This is a genomic window from Tardiphaga robiniae, from assembly GCF_001618955.1.
GTDB lineage: Bacteria > Pseudomonadota > Alphaproteobacteria > Rhizobiales > Xanthobacteraceae > Tardiphaga > Tardiphaga robiniae_A.
Window position 1 is genome coordinate 1 of record NZ_LVYV01000007.1, and the last position, 18,288, is coordinate 18,288.

The 18,288-nt window shown below is 63.6% G+C and carries 14 protein-coding genes; 7 read left to right on the forward strand and 7 right to left on the reverse strand.

Annotation, left to right across the window (positions count from 1 at the left end):
- Positions 1-336 precede the first annotated feature (336 nt).
- Positions 337-2,442, reverse strand: coding sequence for an ATP-dependent DNA helicase RecG (gene recG, locus A4A58_RS10445; RefSeq protein WP_068731646.1), 2,106 nt, complete (start codon positions 2,440-2,442; stop codon positions 337-339).
- A 178-nt stretch (positions 2,443-2,620) separates the two neighbouring features.
- On the opposite strand from recG, the gene A4A58_RS10450 reads away from it, so the two are divergent.
- A complete protein-coding gene (locus tag A4A58_RS10450) occupies positions 2,621-2,911 on the forward strand; it encodes a succinate dehydrogenase assembly factor 2 (protein ID WP_068731648.1) in 291 nt (96 codons plus the stop codon).
- Positions 2,908-6,426 carry a transcription-repair coupling factor gene (mfd, locus tag A4A58_RS10455; protein ID WP_068731650.1) on the forward strand — a complete coding sequence of 1,173 codons (3,519 nt, stop codon included), beginning with the start codon at positions 2,908-2,910 and terminating at the stop codon, positions 6,424-6,426. Before A4A58_RS10450 ends, mfd begins: the two co-directional genes overlap by 4 nt.
- 57 nt (positions 6,427-6,483) lie before the next feature.
- On the opposite strand, the gene A4A58_RS10460 is transcribed toward mfd, so the two are convergent.
- The 4 genes from A4A58_RS10460 to A4A58_RS10475 all read right to left on the reverse strand — a co-directional run bounded on the left by A4A58_RS10460 (position 6,484) and on the right by A4A58_RS10475 (position 11,603).
- Positions 6,484-6,876 carry a PRC-barrel domain-containing protein gene (locus A4A58_RS10460; protein ID WP_068731652.1) on the reverse strand — a complete coding sequence of 131 codons (393 nt, stop codon included), beginning with the start codon at positions 6,874-6,876 and terminating at the stop codon, positions 6,484-6,486.
- A 73-nt stretch (positions 6,877-6,949) separates the two neighbouring features.
- A complete protein-coding gene (locus tag A4A58_RS10465; protein ID WP_068731654.1) occupies positions 6,950-8,185 on the reverse strand; it encodes a hypothetical protein in 1,236 nt (411 codons plus the stop codon).
- 105 nt (positions 8,186-8,290) lie between these two features.
- Positions 8,291-9,799: a class I adenylate-forming enzyme family protein gene (locus tag A4A58_RS10470; protein ID WP_068731656.1), complete on the reverse strand. Its 1,509-nt coding sequence runs from the start codon at positions 9,797-9,799 to the stop codon at positions 8,291-8,293.
- 4 nt (positions 9,800-9,803) lie between these two features.
- A complete protein-coding gene (locus A4A58_RS10475; protein ID WP_244499730.1) occupies positions 9,804-11,603 on the reverse strand; it encodes an extracellular solute-binding protein in 1,800 nt (599 codons plus the stop codon).
- A 294-nt stretch (positions 11,604-11,897) separates the two neighbouring features.
- Between A4A58_RS10475 and A4A58_RS10480 the strand changes: the two genes are divergently transcribed.
- Positions 11,898-12,716, forward strand: a complete 819-nt coding sequence (locus tag A4A58_RS10480; protein ID WP_068731658.1) for an invasion associated locus B family protein — start codon at positions 11,898-11,900, stop codon at positions 12,714-12,716.
- Positions 12,717-12,961: 245 nt separating this feature from the next.
- On the opposite strand, the gene hspQ is transcribed toward A4A58_RS10480, so the two are convergent.
- Complete coding sequence (gene hspQ, locus A4A58_RS10485) at positions 12,962-13,294, reverse strand: heat shock protein HspQ (protein WP_068731660.1); 333 nt, start codon at positions 13,292-13,294, stop codon at positions 12,962-12,964.
- Between the two features lie 121 nt (positions 13,295-13,415).
- Between hspQ and A4A58_RS10490 the strand changes: the two genes are divergently transcribed.
- Complete coding sequence (locus tag A4A58_RS10490) at positions 13,416-14,369, forward strand: AEC family transporter (protein ID WP_068731662.1); 954 nt, start codon at positions 13,416-13,418, stop codon at positions 14,367-14,369.
- 14 nt (positions 14,370-14,383) lie between these two features.
- Here A4A58_RS10490 and A4A58_RS10495 read toward each other — a convergent pair whose 3' ends face one another.
- Complete coding sequence (locus A4A58_RS10495) at positions 14,384-15,586, reverse strand: UbiH/UbiF family hydroxylase (RefSeq protein WP_068731664.1); 1,203 nt, start codon at positions 15,584-15,586, stop codon at positions 14,384-14,386.
- Between the two features lie 136 nt (positions 15,587-15,722).
- Here A4A58_RS10495 and pcsA point away from each other — a divergent pair, with 136 nt between their 5' ends.
- The 3 genes from pcsA to A4A58_RS10510 are packed head-to-tail and all read left to right on the forward strand — an operon-like array spanning position 15,723 to position 18,222.
- Complete coding sequence (gene pcsA / locus A4A58_RS10500) at positions 15,723-16,457, forward strand: phosphatidylcholine synthase (protein ID WP_068731666.1); 735 nt, start codon at positions 15,723-15,725, stop codon at positions 16,455-16,457.
- The gene (locus A4A58_RS10505) at positions 16,454-17,191 is read left to right on the forward strand and encodes a TerC family protein (protein WP_068731668.1); all 738 of its coding nucleotides are present in this window, start codon (positions 16,454-16,456) and stop codon (positions 17,189-17,191) included. Before pcsA ends, A4A58_RS10505 begins: the two co-directional genes overlap by 4 nt.
- 56 nt (positions 17,192-17,247) lie before the next feature.
- A complete protein-coding gene (locus A4A58_RS10510; RefSeq protein ID WP_068731670.1) occupies positions 17,248-18,222 on the forward strand; it encodes a quinone oxidoreductase family protein in 975 nt (324 codons plus the stop codon).
- Positions 18,223-18,288 lie beyond the last annotated feature (66 nt).

Sequence of the window (18,288 nt, forward strand, 5' to 3'; positions counted from 1 at the left end):
ACTGTTCGATCAGACAAAACAGGCGAGATGCCCATGCCGGGTTACGGCCGATCGGGCCTGGAATCTAACGGGCTATCTCCGCCTGCCGTCACTATGCGCGTGACAGATCGACAGATACAGGAATCTCGACCTGTTCAGCGCAAAACACTTCGGGATTCCGGGTTCGCGCTCTGCCGGCTGCGCCGGCGACGCACGCCCCGGAATGACGAGTGTGGATCGGGATTCCCCGCCACTCCAATTGGAGTGGCCGAGGTTTGGGCTCTGCCGGCTTCGCCGCTTGCGTGCGCCCCCAGGCACACCAATTGGTGTGCCGGGGAATGACGCGAAGGCACTCGACTATCCCGCACCGATCAGCGGGATCGCCTCATCGCGTTCATAGAGATATAGAAGGCAGCGCAGCGCCTCGCCGCGCTCGCCCGTGAGTTTCGGATTGTCCTGCAAAATTCGCAGCGCCTCGTCGCGGGCCTGAGTGATGAGCTGCGCGTGAACTTCCGAGCGGGCGATGCGGAAGCCGGGCATGCCTGATTGACGCGTGCCGAGCACGTCGCCTTCGCCGCGCAGCTTGAGGTCTTCCTCGGCGATCCGGAATCCGTCGGTCGAGTCCTTGATCACCTTGAGGCGCTTGGTGGCGATCTCGCCGAGCGGTTCGCGATAGAGCAGGAGGCAGGTCGATGCTTCCGAGCCACGCCCGATGCGGCCGCGGAGCTGGTGCAATTGCGCGAGGCCGAAGCGCTCGGCATTCTCGATCACCATGATCGTGGCGGCCGGGACATCGACGCCGACTTCGACGACGGTCGTAGCGACCAGGATCTGGGTCTCGCCGGCAGCGAAGCGCGCCATCGCGGCATCCTTCTCCGCCCCTTTCATCCGGCCATGCACGATGCCAACTTTATCGCCGAAGCGCTCGCTCAGGCTTTCAAAGCGCTCTTCGGCATTGGTGAGTTTCGGGCCATCCATTTCGGACTCTTCGACCAGCGGCACGATCCAGTAGATCAGCTTGCCGTTGTCCACGGCGCGGCCGATGCCGTCGATGACTTCCTGTAGCCGGCTTGCCGACATGGTGCGGGTCTCGATCGGCTGGCGTCCGGCGGGCTTTTCGCGCAGTTCCGAAATGTCCATGTCGCCGAAATAGGTCAGCACCAGCGTGCGCGGAATCGGTGTCGCCGACAGCACCAGCACATCGACCGCGCTGCCCTTGTTGGTCAGCGTGAGGCGCTCGCGGACGCCGAAGCGGTGCTGCTCGTCGACCACGGCCAGCGCCAGCGCTTTGAATGCGACGTCGTCCTGGATCAGTGCGTGGGTGCCGACGATGAAGTCGATCTCGCCGGCGGCAAGCCGCGCGAGGATATCCTTGCGCTCCCGGCCTTTCTCGCGGCCGGTGAGGATGGCGACGCGCAGACCCGCGCGCTCGGCCAGCGGCGCGATGGTCTTGATGTGCTGACGCGCGAGGATTTCGGTGGGGGCCATCAATGCGGCCTGCTTGCCGACTTCCGCAACTGCTGCTGCGGCCAGCAGCGCCACGACAGTCTTGCCCGAGCCGACGTCGCCCTGCAGCAGCCGCAGCATGCGCAGCGGCTTGGTGAGATCATCGGCAATGGCCGCGGTCGCCTGCTGCTGCGATTGCGTCAGCGCATAGGGCAGGGCGTCGATGATCTTATGGCGGATGTGGCCGTCGCCGGCATTGCGATCGCCAGCAGGACGGCGGAGTTGCGCGCGCACCAGCGCCAGCGCGAGTTGGCCAGCGAGCAATTCATCGAAAGCGAGACGCGACCAGAACGGACCTTCGGGAAGGACATCGGTGATCTCGACCGGCACATGGACGCGCTGCAACGCCTCCGCCAGCGATGGGAACTTGCAGCGCCGGATCACTTCCGGGCTGATCCATTCCGGCAGCGCGGGCAGCTTGGTCAGCGCCTGCGCGATGGCCTTGCGCAGCGAGGTGATGGCGAGGCCCTGGGTCAGCGGATAGACCGCGTCGATGCCCGTGAGCTTGGCGAAGCCTTCCTCGTCGACCACGCGGTCGGGATGGGTGATCTGCAGCATGCCGTCGAACAGCTGCGTCGTGCCGGACACATAACGTTTCTCGCCAACCGGCAGCAGCTTTTCGATCTGGCCGGGATAGGTGCGGAAATAGGTCAGGATCACCGTGCCGGTGTCGTCGTGGGCATAGACCAGATGCGGCGCGCGGGAGCGCCCGGGCGGCGGCTCGCGATGGCGATCGACGGTGACTTCGAGGGTCACCATGGCGCCGATCTCGGCCTCGTTGATCTTAGGCCTGTCGCGGCGGTCGATCACGCTGACCGGCAGATGCAGCAGCAGATCGACGATGCGCGGCGTCTCGGCGCGGTCGAGCAGGAAGCGCAGCAGCTTGTCCTGCTTCGGCCCGATGCCGGACATGCTGGTGACCGGGACGAACAGGGGATTGAGCACTTCAGGGCGCATCAGGACGACTCAGGTGGCCAGCACGGCGAGAGAGCTACGGTATTTGCGAGAGTTGGATGCATTTCAAGGCGAAAGCAATGCGTTATGAGGTGCTGACAGGGGCGGAAGCGGGGGCTATATGAGCCTGCCCGGCACGTCCGGGCTTTCTGCGTTTGCGGGCTTTGGGCGGGATGGACAGATGACGGGAACGACACGATCGAGCAATGGCCTGGATGATCGCCGCAAGCGGCTGCTGTTCCGTTGCTGGCATCGCGGGACGCGCGAGATGGATCTCATTCTGGGCCGCTTCGCGGATGCCGAGATCGGCATTCTGGCGGACCTCGAACTCAAGCAGCTCGAAGATCTGGTTGGCCTCGAAGACCCCGAGCTTTATCCGGCCTTCGTCGGTGATACCCAATTGGACGAGCAGTACCGCACGCCGCTGTTCGAACGCATCAAGCTGTTCCGGAATCTGGACAAGCCTCTATGAAATCCCCCGTTGCCTCGCCGGCCGCGCAGCTTGCGCCCGGCCGTGCGCTGACCTTTGCCAATGTCGCCGAGGGTGCCGAAGGCCTGATCGTTGCCGATCTGGCACGTGCGGTTGCGGCCAAGCCGAAGCCGCCGGCGGTCAGCCTGACCGTGATCTGCCGCGACGGGCCGCGCATGCAGCAATTGGCGCGCTCGCTTGAATTCTTTGCACCGGATCTGCCGGTGCTGCAGTTCCCGGCCTGGGACTGCCAGCCTTACGATCGCGTCTCGCCCCATGGTGGCATCCTCGCCCATCGCATGACCACGCTGGCGCGGCTGTCGCGCCTCACCGGCAGCGACAAGCCGATGATCGTACTGACCACGGTCAATGCCGTCGTGCAGCGCGTGCCGGCCCGCGAGATCGTGGCGGCGCAGGCGCTGTCTGTCGCGCCCGGCCATGTGGTGCCGATGGACTCCATCGTCGCCTGGCTCGAACACAACGGCTACACCCGCTCCGGCACAGTGCGGGAGCCCGGCGAATATGCCGTGCGCGGCGGCATCCTCGATCTGTTTCCGGCGGGCCTCGACCAGCCGGTGCGGTTCGACTTCTTCGGCGACAGTCTGGAATCGATCCGGGTCTTCGATGCGGAGACGCAACGCACGCTGATGGATATGCGCGCGCTGGATCTGGTGCCGGTGTCTGAATTCCAGCTCATCACCGAAACTATCCGCCGCTTCCGCATGGGCTATGTTGCGCAGTTCGGCGCGCCGGAGCGCGACGATCAGCTCTATGAAGCGGTCAGCGAAGGCCGCCGTCATCCCGGCATGGAGCACTGGCTGCCGCTGTTCCAGGACCGTATGGAGACGCTGTTCGATTATCTGCCAGGCACGCCGGTCGCCATCGAGCCGCAGGGCGAAGATGCCGCCACCGAACGCTTCAAGCAGATCGGCGATTATTACGAGGCGCGCCGCGAGGTCATGGGCACGCCGGGCGGCGGTGCGATCTATAAGCCGCTGCCGCCGGACCGGCTCTATCTGAGCGACAGCGAATGGCACAAGCGTTTCGAAGACGTGGCGCTGGCGCGGCTGTCGCCGTTTGCGCTGCCTGAAGGCACGGCAGGTGCCGTCGATGCCGGTGCGCGGCAGGGCCGCAATTTTGCGCCGGAGCGGGCCGACGCCAATGTGAACGTGTTCGAGCGCGTGGTCGCGCATATTGGGGCGTTGCAGGCGGAGCGCAAGAAGGTCGTCGTCGCGCTGTGGAGCGAAGGCTCGCGCGATCGCATGGCGAGCATGCTGAAGGATCACAAGCTGCTCAACCAGCAGATGGTGAATTCCTGGCGCGCGGTACAGGCGACGCCGCGCAACGAGACCATGCTGGCCGTGGTCGGCATGGAATTCGGTTTCGAGACCGACCAGATCGCTGTCATCAGCGAACAGGACATCCTCGGTGACCGTCTGGTGCGGCCGCGCAAGGCGAGCCGCAAGCTCGACAACTTCATCTCGGAAGTGACGAGTCTCGCCGCCGGCGACATCGTGGTTCATGTGGAGCACGGCGTCGGCCGTTTCGTTGGGCTACAGACATTGCAGGTCGGCGGCGCGCCGCATGACTGTCTCGAATTGCGCTATGCCAACGAGACCAAGCTGTTTCTCCCCGTCGAGAATATCGAACTGCTGTCGCGCTACGGCTCCGACGCGACCAATGTCGAACTCGATAAGCTCGGCGGCTCGGGCTGGCAGGCGCGCAAGGCCAAGCTCAAGAACCGCATTCAGGAAATTGCCGGCGAACTCATCAAGATCGCGGCCGAGCGGCATCTGCGCGAGACCGAGCGGATCGTCGTACCGCGCGAGCAGTATGACGAATTCTGCGCGCGCTTTCCCTATGAGGAAACCGAGGACCAGCAGACCGCGATCAACGCCGCGCTGCACGATCTCGAACATGGCAAGCCGATGGATCGCCTGATCTGCGGCGATGTCGGCTTCGGCAAAACGGAAGTGGCCATGCGCGCCACCTTCGCCGTCGCCATGGAAGGCAAGCAGGTCGCCGTCGTGGTACCGACCACGCTGCTGGCGCGGCAGCACGCCAAGAACTTCACCGAGCGCTTCAAGGGCTTCCCGGTGAATGTCGCGCAGGCCTCAAGGCTGGTCGCGCCGAAAGAGCTGACGGCGACCAAGAAGGGCCTTGCGGACGGCTCCATCGACATTGTCGTGGGTACCCATGCGCTGCTCGGCAAGTCGATCAAGTTCAAGGACCTTGGCCTCGTCGTGGTCGACGAGGAGCAGCACTTCGGCGTGACGCACAAGGAACGGCTGAAGCAGCTCCGGGCCAATGTCCATGTGCTGACGCTGTCCGCGACGCCGATCCCGCGTACGCTGCAACTCGCACTCACTGGCGTGCGCGATCTGTCGATCATTGCATCCGCGCCGGTCGATCGTCTGGCGGTGCGCACCTTCGTGGCGCCACATGATCCCTTGATGATCCGCGAAGCGCTGCTGCGCGAGCGCTATCGCGGCGGTCAGGCGTTCTATGTGGTACCGCGCATCGACGATCTCGCCGAGGTGAAGGATTTCCTCGACAAGCATGTGCCGGAGATGAAGGTCGCCGTTGCTCATGGCCAGATGGCGCCGACGGTCATCGAGGACATCATGTCGGCGTTCTATGACGGCAAATACGACATCCTGCTGTCCACCACGATCGTGGAATCCGGCCTCGATATCCCGAACGCCAACACGCTGATCATTCACCGCGCCGACATGTTCGGCCTGGCACAGCTCTATCAGCTCCGTGGCCGTGTCGGCCGCTCGAAGCTGCGCGCCTATGCGCTGTTCACGCTGCCGTCGACGCACAAGATCACCGGGCAGGCGGAACGCCGTTTGAAAGTGCTGCAGTCGCTGGAGAATCTTGGCGCCGGCTTCCAGCTCGCCTCGCACGATCTGGATATCCGCGGTGCGGGCAATCTGCTCGGCGAAGAACAGTCCGGCCACATCAAGGAAGTCGGCTTCGAGCTCTATCAATCGATGCTGGAAGAGGCGATCCTGGCGCTCAAGTCAGGTATCTCCGAGCCGATCGCAGACAGGTGGTCGCCGACGATCACGCTCGGCATGCCGGTGATGATCCCCGACGACTTCGTCGCCGATCTCGCGGTCCGCCTGTCGCTGTATCGCCGGCTCGCCGATCTCGAAACCGACGACGAGATTGCAGCCTTCGCCGCCGAACTGCGCGACCGTTTCGGCGTGCTGCCGGACGAGGTGCGCTATCTGTTCAAGATCGCCGCCATCAAGGCCTATTGCCGCCGCGCCAATGTCGAGAAGGTCGATGCCGGTCCGAAGGGCGTTGTCATCTCGTTCCGCGACAACTCGTTCGCGCAGCCGGACAGACTGGTGTTCTTCATCAAGCAATATGGCCAGGCTGCGAAAGTTCGCCCGGACATGAAGGTGGTGTTCCTGCAGGATTGGGGAACACCGGAAGAACGCCTCGAAGGCGCCACGGAGATTCTGCGCGCGCTGGCGGGACTCGCTGAGAGCAAGAAGGCGGCGTAACGACAAACAGCCGCCGGCATTGCTGCCGACGGCCGTTCGTTCAACTACTGATGACGCTTACTTCGGATACTTGAATTCCGGAGCGGCCTTCAGCGCATCCTTGGTGGTGTTCATGGTCGCCACCCACTTGTTGTCCTTGTTCAGGCTCACCTTCACGGATGCAGGCGAGACCGCGACATAGCGCTCGCCCATGCCGAGGAAGCCGCCGACCGACAGGATCAGCGCATCGACCTGGTTGTTCTTGATTGCCAGATCGCTGATCTCGCCGATCGTTTCGTCCTTCTGGTTGGTGATGTTCAGGCCCTTGAGTTTGGACGAGAACATTTCTTCCTTGGAAACGGTCGAGAACTTCGCCTCGGCGGGTGCGGCACCTGTTGTGACTGCCGACTGTGCCAGAACTGGCGTGGCGAGGAGGGCGAGGGAAGCGGTGATGAGTGCAAGCTTTTTCATTATCGTTGTCTCCATTGCAGATGCACCTACAATGCGACGTTTCGTACTTCGTTCCTGACTTTATTTCAGGAACTTACGACGCTGCGCGTTGCGCGTCCTCGCCATGCAGGCGCGCCAGCAGCGACTTCGCGGTATCCGTCGGCTGCATCGTGATCACGGTCACGTTGGGATCGTTGCGCGCATCGCGCTTGGGTCCGTGCATGGTGTGCTTCATCACGCTGGAGAGCCGCTTGGCGATCATATGGGCGTTGCGCTGGTCGGTTTCGGCGAAGGCGACCACGATGCAGCCGTCGTTCTGCAGCGTGCCGAAGTCCATCCGCCGCATCAGCCGGCTGATGATCCGCGCAGCGTCGCGCTGTGCGCGCAGCGGGATATTGTCGAATGAGAACCGGGCCATCGACAATCCGCCGCCGCGGGTTTGCGTGTGATAGACGGCGGTCGCGATGTCGCGTTCGAAGGCTGCAGCTGTCAGCAGCCCGGTGGCGGGATCGAGCAGCCCGTCGGATTCGATCGACTTCAAGGTGCGGCCGAGACGTGCCTCGAAGGCATGCTGGCGCAGCAGCGGCAGCGCCGTGGCCGCGACGGTGTCGGCATCGCCGACGACCATTTCGAGATTGGCGAGATCGTAGCTCGGCGTCAGGCCGGGCACGGTGACGACAACGGGCAGATTGCGGAAGCGTGCGTCTTCGGTGAGGACAGTGAGAAACGCATCAACGACGCGTGAGCTGAAGCCTTCGCCGATGACGATGCCGTCGAGGTCGCGCGCATTGAGATGCTTGGCGGCAGCCTCGATGCTGAGCGCGCCGACCACGCCGACGCGTTCGCCGAGCGCAACCGACAGCGCGGGATAACCACCGCCGCGGCCGATCAGCATCACCGTCGCATCTTCCAGCGGGTCCGACTGCAGGGACATGCGATGCAGGTTTTCGGCGGTCAGGCGTCGCATGACCGTGGCGTGCAGCGTGCGCACACGCAGCGCGTTGCGCAGCCGCGCGCTGAGCCGGTCGAAATTGCCGTCGGTCTGCGTGAGCGGGATCGCATGGCCGGGCAGGTCCGTGGCGGGATCGATCGCGATCAGCGGCACATAAGGCTGCTTGGCGCCAAGGCGCTTGGCCAGCGCCTGGAAGGTCGGCATGTCGTCAGCGGAAGCTGACACGACAACGGCGGCCGGCTGCACCCGCGCCACTGCGTCCAGCGCTTCGGCCCATGTCGCATCGACCACCGGGAAGATGTTGCTCTCCGCCAGGGCTGTCGCAAACGCGGCCGGCTGCTGGTTGGAGACGGCGACGATCGTGGCCTGGTCGGACATGCTTGAGCTGAACCTCTACGCGAAACTGATCGCGGCAGGCTAGCCCGACGTCCTTAATGCAGAGTCAATGAGATCCGTTGCATTTTCAGGATCGCTTTTGCTCGCTCAGTCGGCTGCGGCACGGTCGCGGAAGGCTTCGACCATCAGCGGATTGAGGCCGAGTTCTGTCAGGGCGTCGCGGGCGCGGCCGTTATTGCTGGCGCGGCCGGCGAGGCGGTAGCCGCTGAGCCGATCGGGGAGCGCCGTCAGCATGGCGTTCTCGCCGAGCCGCTTGGCCCATTCGTTGAGGTCCTGCGCCAGGAAGCGATAGCCGCCGACGGCCATGATGCCGGACGGCGGCGCGGTAATGTTGATCGCGCCGGTCGCACGGTCGAGCCGAGCCATATAGCCGGTATCGACATAATCGAGCGGCTTGGCGGGGATCAGCGCGTTGCTGGCGTCGGCCTGGGCCGTATAGGCCAGCACCGGCACCATGGGGCCGCGCAGGCCCAGCGTGCCCCTGGGCGTCAGCATGATATCGCCGGCAATGGAGGAGCCTTGCTGGGCGCGCGGTGCGCCGTGCGGGCCTGGCATGATCGCGACGGGCAAGCCGTCGTCGCCGCGAATGGCGCCGAACAGGCCGGCTTCGCCGAACAGATAGACGTCGGTGAACGAGGCCTGCGAGCCCGGCCATGCAGGCGAGGCGGCGACCTGTTCAGGCGCGCGCCAGAGGCCGAGCACATAACGCAGCACGGGCGAACGATCGAGCAACCCGCCGTCGGCGAGACGCTGCGCCAGCGGCGCGGGCGCCACCAGCACGTCGCAGGCATTGGCAGCGATTCCGCGTTCCAGCACCGCATTGTCGAATGGATGATGCAAAGCGAGCACGCCGCCAGACAGCAGCCAGGTTACCAGTGACGAGGCGATACTGGCGAAAGACGACGGCACCATCGCCGACATGATCGTGGCGCCCTGTGGCATCCCGCTCTCCAGGAACACAGCAAGGCCACCGGAGATCAGGTTGAGATGCGTGCGCGGCACCGCGCGGAAGCCATCGGACGTGACATCGAAGGAGACGATGGCCGCGCGGCGGGCATCCTGCGCCACCGCAGTGGATTCGGCGAATTCGCCGGTCAATACCGCGTCGAGCGGGGTCATGCCTTCCGGCAGGTCGCTGCCGAAGCCGCCGACATAGCGGATCGAGAAGGCCTCGGCCGCAGCGTTCATGATCAGGTCGGCATGGCTGACGCCATCGATCTTGCTCGACGTCACCAGTGCACGCGCACTGCAGCGATTCAGTGCCATGGTCAGGTCGGCCTGGCGCCAGAGCTGCGGCAGCAGCGCGACGACGAGGCCGGCGCGATGCGCAGCCAGCACGGTCAGCACGAATTCGACGGTGTTCGGCAATTGGACGGCGATGACCGAATTGGCGGGGAGGCCGGCCTCCATGAAATGCGCCGTCAGTGCCGAGATCGCCCGGTCCGCGTCCGCAAAGGTCAGCCGCTGCGGCTCGGTTGCGGTGATGCGCAGCTTGTCGGCGGGGTCGACCAGCGCCAGCGCCTGCGGCTGCCGGCTGAGGATGCGGCGAAACAGACCGTCGAGGGTGGGCGAGGCATTCGGCGTGGGTGATGTCACGGTGTCACTTCCGGTTCGGCGGCGAAGCTGGCAGCGTTCTGGCCCACCAGGTCTCCGGCAAATAGCCTGAGAGCGCGATGGTCGAAGGTCGTTCTATCCGATTCCATCGCGCAATCCATTGCTCGCCGACATAGTAGAGCGGGATAGCGTAGAAACCGGCGATCAGTGCGCGGTCCATGGCACGGACGGCATCGACGAACGGACCGTGGTCGCGGGCTTCCAGCATGGCGGAGATCATGGCATCGACCGCGGGATTCTTCGCGCCCATATAGTTGCGGGTGCCGGGATTGTCGGCGGCTTCCGAGCCCCAGTAGAACGACTGCTCGTTGCCCGGCGACAGCGACTGGTCCCAGCGATTCTGGATCATGTCGAATTCGAAATTGATGCGGCGCTGGTCGAACTGCACGGCATCGATGGAGCGGATATTGGCAATGATGCCGGCGCGCTTGAGATCGCGTGCATAGGCTAGCGCGATGCGTTCCTGATCGCGGGTGGTGACGAGGATCTCGAAGGCAAGCGGCGTTTTGTCCGACTGCCGCCGCAGTGTGTTGTTTACAAGTTCGTAGCCCGCGTCCTTGAGCAGTGCCAGGGCAGTGCGCAGCGCGGGACGGTCACGGCCCGAGCCATCGCTGACCGGCAGGCGGTAGCTACCATCGAGAATATTGGCGGCTATATTTGAGGCGTAGGGCTGCAGCAATGTCCGTTCGCGATCGTCCGCGGCGCGCATATAGGCGGAGAGATCGGAGCCCGCGAAGAAGCCGGCCGAGCGGGCATAGAGGCCGAAGAAATAGGTGCGGTTGATCCATTCGAAATCGAACAGCAGCGTCAGCGCCTGTCGCACGCGGATATCGGTGAACATCGGCCGCCGCGTGTTGAACACCAGAAATTCGGACGGCTTCGGCAGGCCGGTCTTGATGCTGTCGCGGATCACTTCTCCGGATGCGGCAGCGGGAAATGTATAGCCATCATGCCAGCGCAGCGGTTCGTTCTCGACGCGGAAGTCGTAGAGACCGCGCTTGAAGGCTTCGAAATGGGTGTTGGCCTCGCGATAGTAGTCGAGGCGGATCTCGTCGAAGTTCCATAGCCCGCGATTGATCGGCAGATCGCGGCCCCAATAGGTGGGATTGCGGGTGAGGGTCACCGCCGCGCCGGGTTTCACGGTCGTCACCGTATAGGGCCCGGAGCCCAGCGGCGGCGCCATCGAGGTTTCCTCGAAGGTGTCGGGATTGACGGCGTGTTTCGGCAGCACCGGCATCAGGCCGAGGATCAGCGGCAGTTCGCGATCTGCTTGGCCGCCGAAGTCGAAGCGCACCGTGCGATCATCCAGCGCCTCGGCCTTGGCCACTTTCGAATAATACTGCCGGTGATTGGGCCGGCCCTTGTCGCGCAGCAACTGCCAGGAGAACAGCACGTCTGCAGCCAGGACGGGCTTGCCGTCGGAGAATTTGGCCTGGGGATTGATCCGGAAAGTGACGAAGCTTCTCGTGTCATCGGTCTCGACGCTCTCGGCGAGCAGGCCATAGAGCGTGAAGGCCTCGTCCTGGCCGCGGGCCATCAGGCTTTCGATCACATAGCCGCGCATCTGCGGCACCGCGATGCCCCGGACGATGAAGGGATTGAGGCTGTCGAAGGTGCCGAGAACGCCCTGGACCATGCGGCCGCCTTTCGGCGCGTCGGGATTGGCATAGGGCATCTGCCTGAAATCGGCTGACAGGGCTGGGGCGCCGTGCATGGCGATGGCGTGGCTGGGATCGGCCCGTGCGGAATCGGCCACTGGGCCGGTCAGAGCTGTCCAGCAGGCCAGCGCGGCGATCACCTTGGACAGGATCGAAAGACCCCGTGCATGTGTGCGATTTGATTCGGTTGATTTCACAGAGGAACTTTACCATGGCTGCCCGCCCCGAACCTGTGCCATGGATCAAATAGGGCTGGCGCCATTGATCTTTTCGTCGGCCGCTGTATTGAAAGCGGACAATTGACGAGGACGGCGCGGCCTGTCACGTAACGGCCTTAATTGGCACCGAGACACCCGCCAACGGGTGACTGTCAGCGCCGCCTCCGGGATATGAGCGCCTCCGTTCAGAAAGGGTTTTCCGAAATGAATTTCCGTCTCTTGGCTGCGTCGGTTCTGCCGCGCGGGCGGGGCTTCGCGCTTCTGGCGGCGACGGCCTTGACCGCCACGTTGATCGCTCCGGTTGCGCATGCGCAGGCTCCTGCGCCTGCTGCGCCGCCAGCCGCGGCGCCGAAGGCTGCTGCGCCCAAGGCTGCCCCGAAGGCCGCTCCGAAGGCTGCTGCTCCGGCCGCTCCCGCCGCCCAGGCGCCGGCGGCAGGCGCGCCACCGGCCGATCAGCAGGTTCAGCTGATCTACGCGCCGTGGACCAAGTTCTGCCTCAAGGGCCAGGACGCCAACGCCAAGCAGGTCTGCTTCACCGGCAAGGACGGCCGCATCGAGTCGGGCCAGCCCGTCATCGCCGCCGTCATCATCGAGCCGGAAGGCGAACCGAAGAAGATCCTGCGCGTGACGCTGCCGCTCGGCATGCAGCTCGTGCACGGCACCCGCGTGATCGTGGACAGCAATGCCCCGGCACAGAGCCCCTATGTGATCTGCTTCGCCAATGGCTGTATGTCGGATTACGAAGTCACTCCGGAGCTGCTGGCCAATCTGAAGAAGGGCCAGAACCTGATCGTGCAGGCGATCAACTCCAACGGCGCACCGCTGACGCTGCCGCTGCCGCTGGCCGAATTCGCCAAGGCCTATGACGGCCCGCCGACCGATCCGAAGGTGTTCGAGGAAACCCAGAAGAAGCTGCAGGAAGAGCTGCAGAAGCGCGCCGCGGAAGCCCGCGCCAAGCTCGAAGCCCAGCAGCCGGCAGCTGGTGCCGCACCGGCAGCCCCGGCCAATCCGGCCGCGAAGTAAGCTGGTTCAACGGACAAACGAAAAGGCGCTCAGAAATGAGCGCCTTTTTTGTTGGTGTCTATGCTCGTCATTCCCCGGCAAACCAATTGGTTTGCCTGAGGGTGTAGCCGGCACTTGCCGGACGCTAACCCGGAATCCCGAAGTGATGAGTTTGGGAACGATGAGCATGTGGAGATCCTGAGGTCGCGCAAAGAGCGCGCCCTCAGGCACACCAATTGGTGTGCCTGGAGATGACGCCTTTGGCGTCAGTTCAGCGACGGATTGCGCGGCCGATAGCTGCCGGACTTGTCCTTGATGAAGATCTCGGCGACCTGGGAGTGCCGGATCGGCTCGCCGGATTCATCGGGAAGCAGGTTCTGCTCGGAGACGTAAGCGACGTATTCCGACTCAGAATTCTCGGCCAGCAGGTGATAAAACGGCTGGTCCTTGTGCGGACGGACGTCTTCGGGGATCGACAGCCACCACTCTTCGGTGTTGTTAAATTCCGGATCGATGTCGAACACCACCCCCCGGAACGAAAAGATCCGGTGGCGGACGATCTGTCCAATCTGGAATTTGGCGGTCCGCGCTTTGATCATTCTGGTCGAATAGACCAGGATTGTGGCCGATGCTAGAGGCAAACGACGGAATTAAGACAGCCGGCAGCTGCTCCCCGCTATCCCGCCCGCCGGGCCAAGAACCAAGAAAAACACGCTCGACATGATGGACGTCCTCAATCTTGCACTGCCGTATTTCGGGCTGATCTTCATCGGCTTCGCCTGCGGCAAGGTGAAGAACCTGCCCGAAACGGGCCTCGCCTGGATGAATTTCTTCCTCCTTTATGTGTCACTGCCGGCGCTGTTCTTCCGCATCATGGCCAAGACGCCGTTCGAGGAGCTGAACAATCTGCCCTTCGTGATCGGCACCACGCTGGCGACCGCGACGGCGTTTTTCCTGTCGGTTGGCACCGGTAAATTCCTCGGCCGGCTGACCATGCGCGAGGCCGGGATGGCGGGGCTCGCCGGCGGCTATGGCAATATCGGCTATATGGGGCCGGGGTTGGCGCTGGCGGTGCTCGGCCCCAAGGCGGCAGTGCCGACCGCACTGGTGTTCTGTTTCGACAGCATCTTCCTGTTCTCGATCGCGCCGCTGATGATGGCGCTGACCTCAGGCGACAAGCGCCCGCTGCTGCCGACGATCTTCATCGTCATCAAGCACATCGTGCTGCATCCCTTGATCGTGGCAGCCTATCTCGGCGCTTTCGTCGCGGCGTTTCATATCCAGATGCCGGTCGCTGTCGACGGCATGCTGCTGTTCCTGCAGAACTCGGCGGCACCCGTCGCATTGTTCGCACTCGGCGTTACGGTCGCGCTGCGTCCTCTGGGGCGGGTGCCTTGGGAAATCCCGGGCCTGATTTTCATCAAGCTACTGTTGCATCCGTTGATCGTGTTCGGCCTGATGCTGTTGCTCGGACCGTTCCCGCCGCTCTGGGCTGCCACTGCTGTGCTGCTGGCGTCATTGCCGCCGGCGCTGAATGTGTTCGTGATTGCGCGGCAGTACGACAGCTGGATAGAGCCTGCATCGGTCGCGGTGCTGCTCGGCACTTTCGTGTCCGTGCTGACACTGACCTCGGTGATGTATTTCCTGAAGACCGGCCAGATCGCGTTCCCTTAGGACGCGCGAGATCTCTAGGAAGCACTCTTCCGCCAGGACGGCGACAGGCCCTCTCGCATCGCGAGCCGGCGCAGCGGGCCGATAGACCCCATCGCATGCATGCCGGCCGCGCGGATCACCTGCATCGGCAAGAGATCGCTGAGCAGCGAACGGTTAGCCATGTCGATAGCAAAGGTGCGCGAGGAGATGTCGCTGCGGCGGGTTTTCTCGAAACGCGCCAGCACCGGCGCTGCCCCGATATCCGCGCCATTCATGCCGGCATCGCGGACGATATCGGCGATATCGCCGGCGTCGCGCAGGCCAAGATTCAGACCCTGCGCACCGATCGGCGGCACCACATGGGCGGCTTCGCCGACCAGCGCGATGCGGTTGCAAGCGAGTTGTGCGGGCTGCTCGATTGCCAGCGGGAACGTGTGTCGACCCGGCTCGACCTGAACCCGGCCGAGGATCGAATGCGATTGTTTCTCGGCGGCGTCCGACAATGCTTCATCGCTCAATGCCATCAGGCGCTCAGCATCCCGGGGCTTGTTGACCCAGACGACGCTGGAGCGGTTGCCGGGCAGGGGCACAAACACGCAGGGACCGGCGGGGGTGTGAAATTCGGTCGACATGTTCTTATGCGGCCGGCTATGCGTGATGTTGAAGGTCACCGCGGTCTGCTCAAGCGCGCGTCGCTTGACTGAAATGCCCGCGGCCTCGCGGCAAAGGGATTGGCGGCCATCGGCGCCGACGATCAGCCGCGCCATCAAGACCTGGCCTTGCCGGGTGCGGACCTGAACCTGCATCTCGTCCGGCGTGACTATATCCGCCTCGTCATCGATGCGAATGAGATTGGTCAATTCCGCAGCGCGCGCTTCGAGCGCGATCATCAATTCGCGGTTCTCGATATTGTAGCCGAAGGTCTCGAGGCCGATCTCGCTGCAGACGAATTTGACTTCGGGCGCACGGATCAGCCGGCCCGTGTCGTCCACCAGCCGCATGGTCGTCAGCGCAGCCGCCTTGTCAGCGCAGCGGCGCCAGACATCGAGGCTTTCCAGAAACGCGACGGAGCCGCCCAGCAGCGCAGTGGTGCGGTTGTCGCCGTAGGGGACGCGGCGGGCGACGAGGGCGGTACGGGCGCCGGTCTCGGCCAGCGCAAGGGCTGCAGCAAGGCCGGCAGGACCGCCGCCGACAACGGCGACATTATAGGTGGAGGTGGAAGCAGAGGTCTCGGTCATGGCCGGACCATCGGCCTTTGGCCCGGTATTTTCAAGCCGTTACGCGCCGTGGAATCGTTCCCGCGTAGTCGGGCGGCCGAACGCCGCATCGGCGCCTGTGCAAATCGGGCGGATTCCTGCTAGCAATTCCCGGCACATGACCGCTTCGAGTCCGGACCAACTCCCGTCGTCGTCACGATCCGCGCGCGCGGCGGCGTTCTCGGTTCATATTTTCACGGCGCTCGGTGCCGGTGTAGCACTCATCGCCATGATGAGCGCCGTGCGAGGCGAATGGGCAGCGATGTTCGGCTGGCTCGGTTTGGCGCTGATCATCGACGGGCTCGATGGCCCGATCGCCCGACACTTCGACGTCGGCCGCGTGCTGCCGGATTGGTCGGGCGACGCGCTCGATTTCGTGGTCGACTTCCTCACTTACGTGTTCGTGCCAGCCTATGCGATCGCTGCCTCCGGTCTGTTGGTGCCGTGGACGGCGGTGCTGCTCGGTGCCGGTATCGTCGTCACCAGCGCACTATATTTTGCCGACAAACGCATGAAGACCGACGACAACCACTTTCGCGGTTTTCCGGCGCTGTGGAACGGGGCGGCGTTCTATCTGTTCTTGCTGCAACCATCACCCGTCATCGCGAGCCTTGCGATGCTGGCGCTGATCGTCCTGACCTTTGTGCCGGTGCATGTGCTGCATCCCGTTCGCGTGACGCGCCTGCGCCGGTTGAATCTGTCGCTGATGGCGATCTGGGCCGTGCTGGCCGTCATCACGCTGATACAGAACTTCGCTGTTGCTTTGCCTATTACGGTCGCGCTCTGCGCGATCGCTTTTTACATTGTCTGCGGTGACGCCGTCATCCGCCTCATGAGGCCCTCCAAATCATGATCGAACTGTTTTCCAGCCCCGAAGCCTGGGCCGCGCTCTTGACGCTGACCGCGCTCGAAATCGTACTTGGTATCGACAATGTGATTTTCCTGTCGATTCTGGTGTCGCGGCTGCCGGAGCCGCAGGCAACCCGCGCACGCCAGATCGGTCTCGCGCTGGCGCTGGTGTTCCGCATCGTCCTGCTGAGCGTTCTCGTCTGGCTGATCGGCTTGACTGAACCCGTCATCACGGTGAGAGGCCTCGCATTCTCCTGGCGTGATCTGATCCTGATCGGTGGCGGTCTGTTCCTGATCGCCAAGGCGACGCATGAAATTCATGCCGAGGTCGAGGCGCGGGAAGGACACGGCGACGAAAAGCCGGCACCGAACGCTTTCGCCTTGGTAATCCTGCAGGTTGTCGTCGTCGATCTCGTTTTCTCGCTCGACTCCATCATCACTGCGATCGGCATGGCGCAGGACATCGAGATCATGGTTGCCGCTGTCATCATCGCCTGTGCGGTGATGTATGTATCGTCCGGACCCGTGGCACGCTTCGTGGCGCAATATCCGACCACCAAGATGCTGGCGCTGGCCTTCCTGGTGTTGATCGGCGTCTCGCTGATGGCGGATGGATTCAAATTCCATATTCCGCGCGGTTACATCTATTTCGCCATCCTGTTCTCGGCGGCGGTCGAGTTGTTCAACGTGCTGGCGAAGCGCAACCGCCGAAAGCGGGCCCAACCGGGCACAGGTTGACATCACGCGGGTGTTGGTTATCGCTTGAGACCAAAGTCATTCAGGGAGATTGAACGATGACTAAAGCCGTCCGCGTCCATGAGATCGGTGGACCCGAAGTGCTCACTTATGAAGACGTGCAGGTCCCGGCACCGGCTGCGGGCGAGGTGCGCATCCGCCAGCATGCCATCGGCGTCAATTTCATCGATACGTACTTCCGCAGCGGCCTCTACAAGGCGCCGCAGCTGCCGTTCATCGCCGGTAACGAAGCCTCCGGCGAAGTCATCGAGGTTGGCCCCGGCGTCACCGGCTTCCATCCCGGTGACCGCGTCGCCTATTATTCGGCGCTCGGCAGCTATGCGACTGAGCGCGTGTTTGCCGCCGACCGGCTGGTGAAACTGCCGGATCGCATCACCCACGAGCAGGGTGCCGTGCTGATGCTGAAGGGCCTCACGGTCTGGTATCTGCTGCACAAGACTTTCAAGGTCGAGCCGCATCACCGCGTGTTGATCCACGCCGCAGCGGGCGGCATCGGTCTGCTCGCCTGCCAGTGGGCCAAGGCCATGGGCGCGCATGTGATCGGCACCGTCGGTTCGAAAGAGAAGGGCGAGTTGGCGCTGGCCAATGGCTGCGATCACGTCATCTATTACAACGAAGAGAATTTCGTCGATCGCGTGAAGCAGATCAGCCGTAACGAACTCTGCGATGTCGTCTATGACGGTGTGGGCAAGACCACCTATCCGGGCTCGCTGTCATGCCTGAAGCCACGTGGCATGTGGGTGTCGTTCGGCAATGCCTCTGGCCCGGTGCCGCCATTCGCCATCGCCGAACTCAACAATCATGGCTCGCTGTTCGCGACGCGCCCGAAGCTGAACGACTATGTCGCCAAGCGCTCTGAATTGCTGGAGGGCGCCGACACGCTGTTCTCGGCTGTGATCGACGGCAAGCTGCATGTGCCGATCAATCACGCTTATGCGCTGAAGGATGCGGCCAAGGCGCATGTGGATCTGGAAGCCCGCAAGACCACGGGCGCGGTGATTTTGAAGGTGTGAGGCGGGTGGCTTTGCCACAGTCTCATTGCTAATGTTCGTCATGGCCGGGCTTGTCCCGGCCATCCA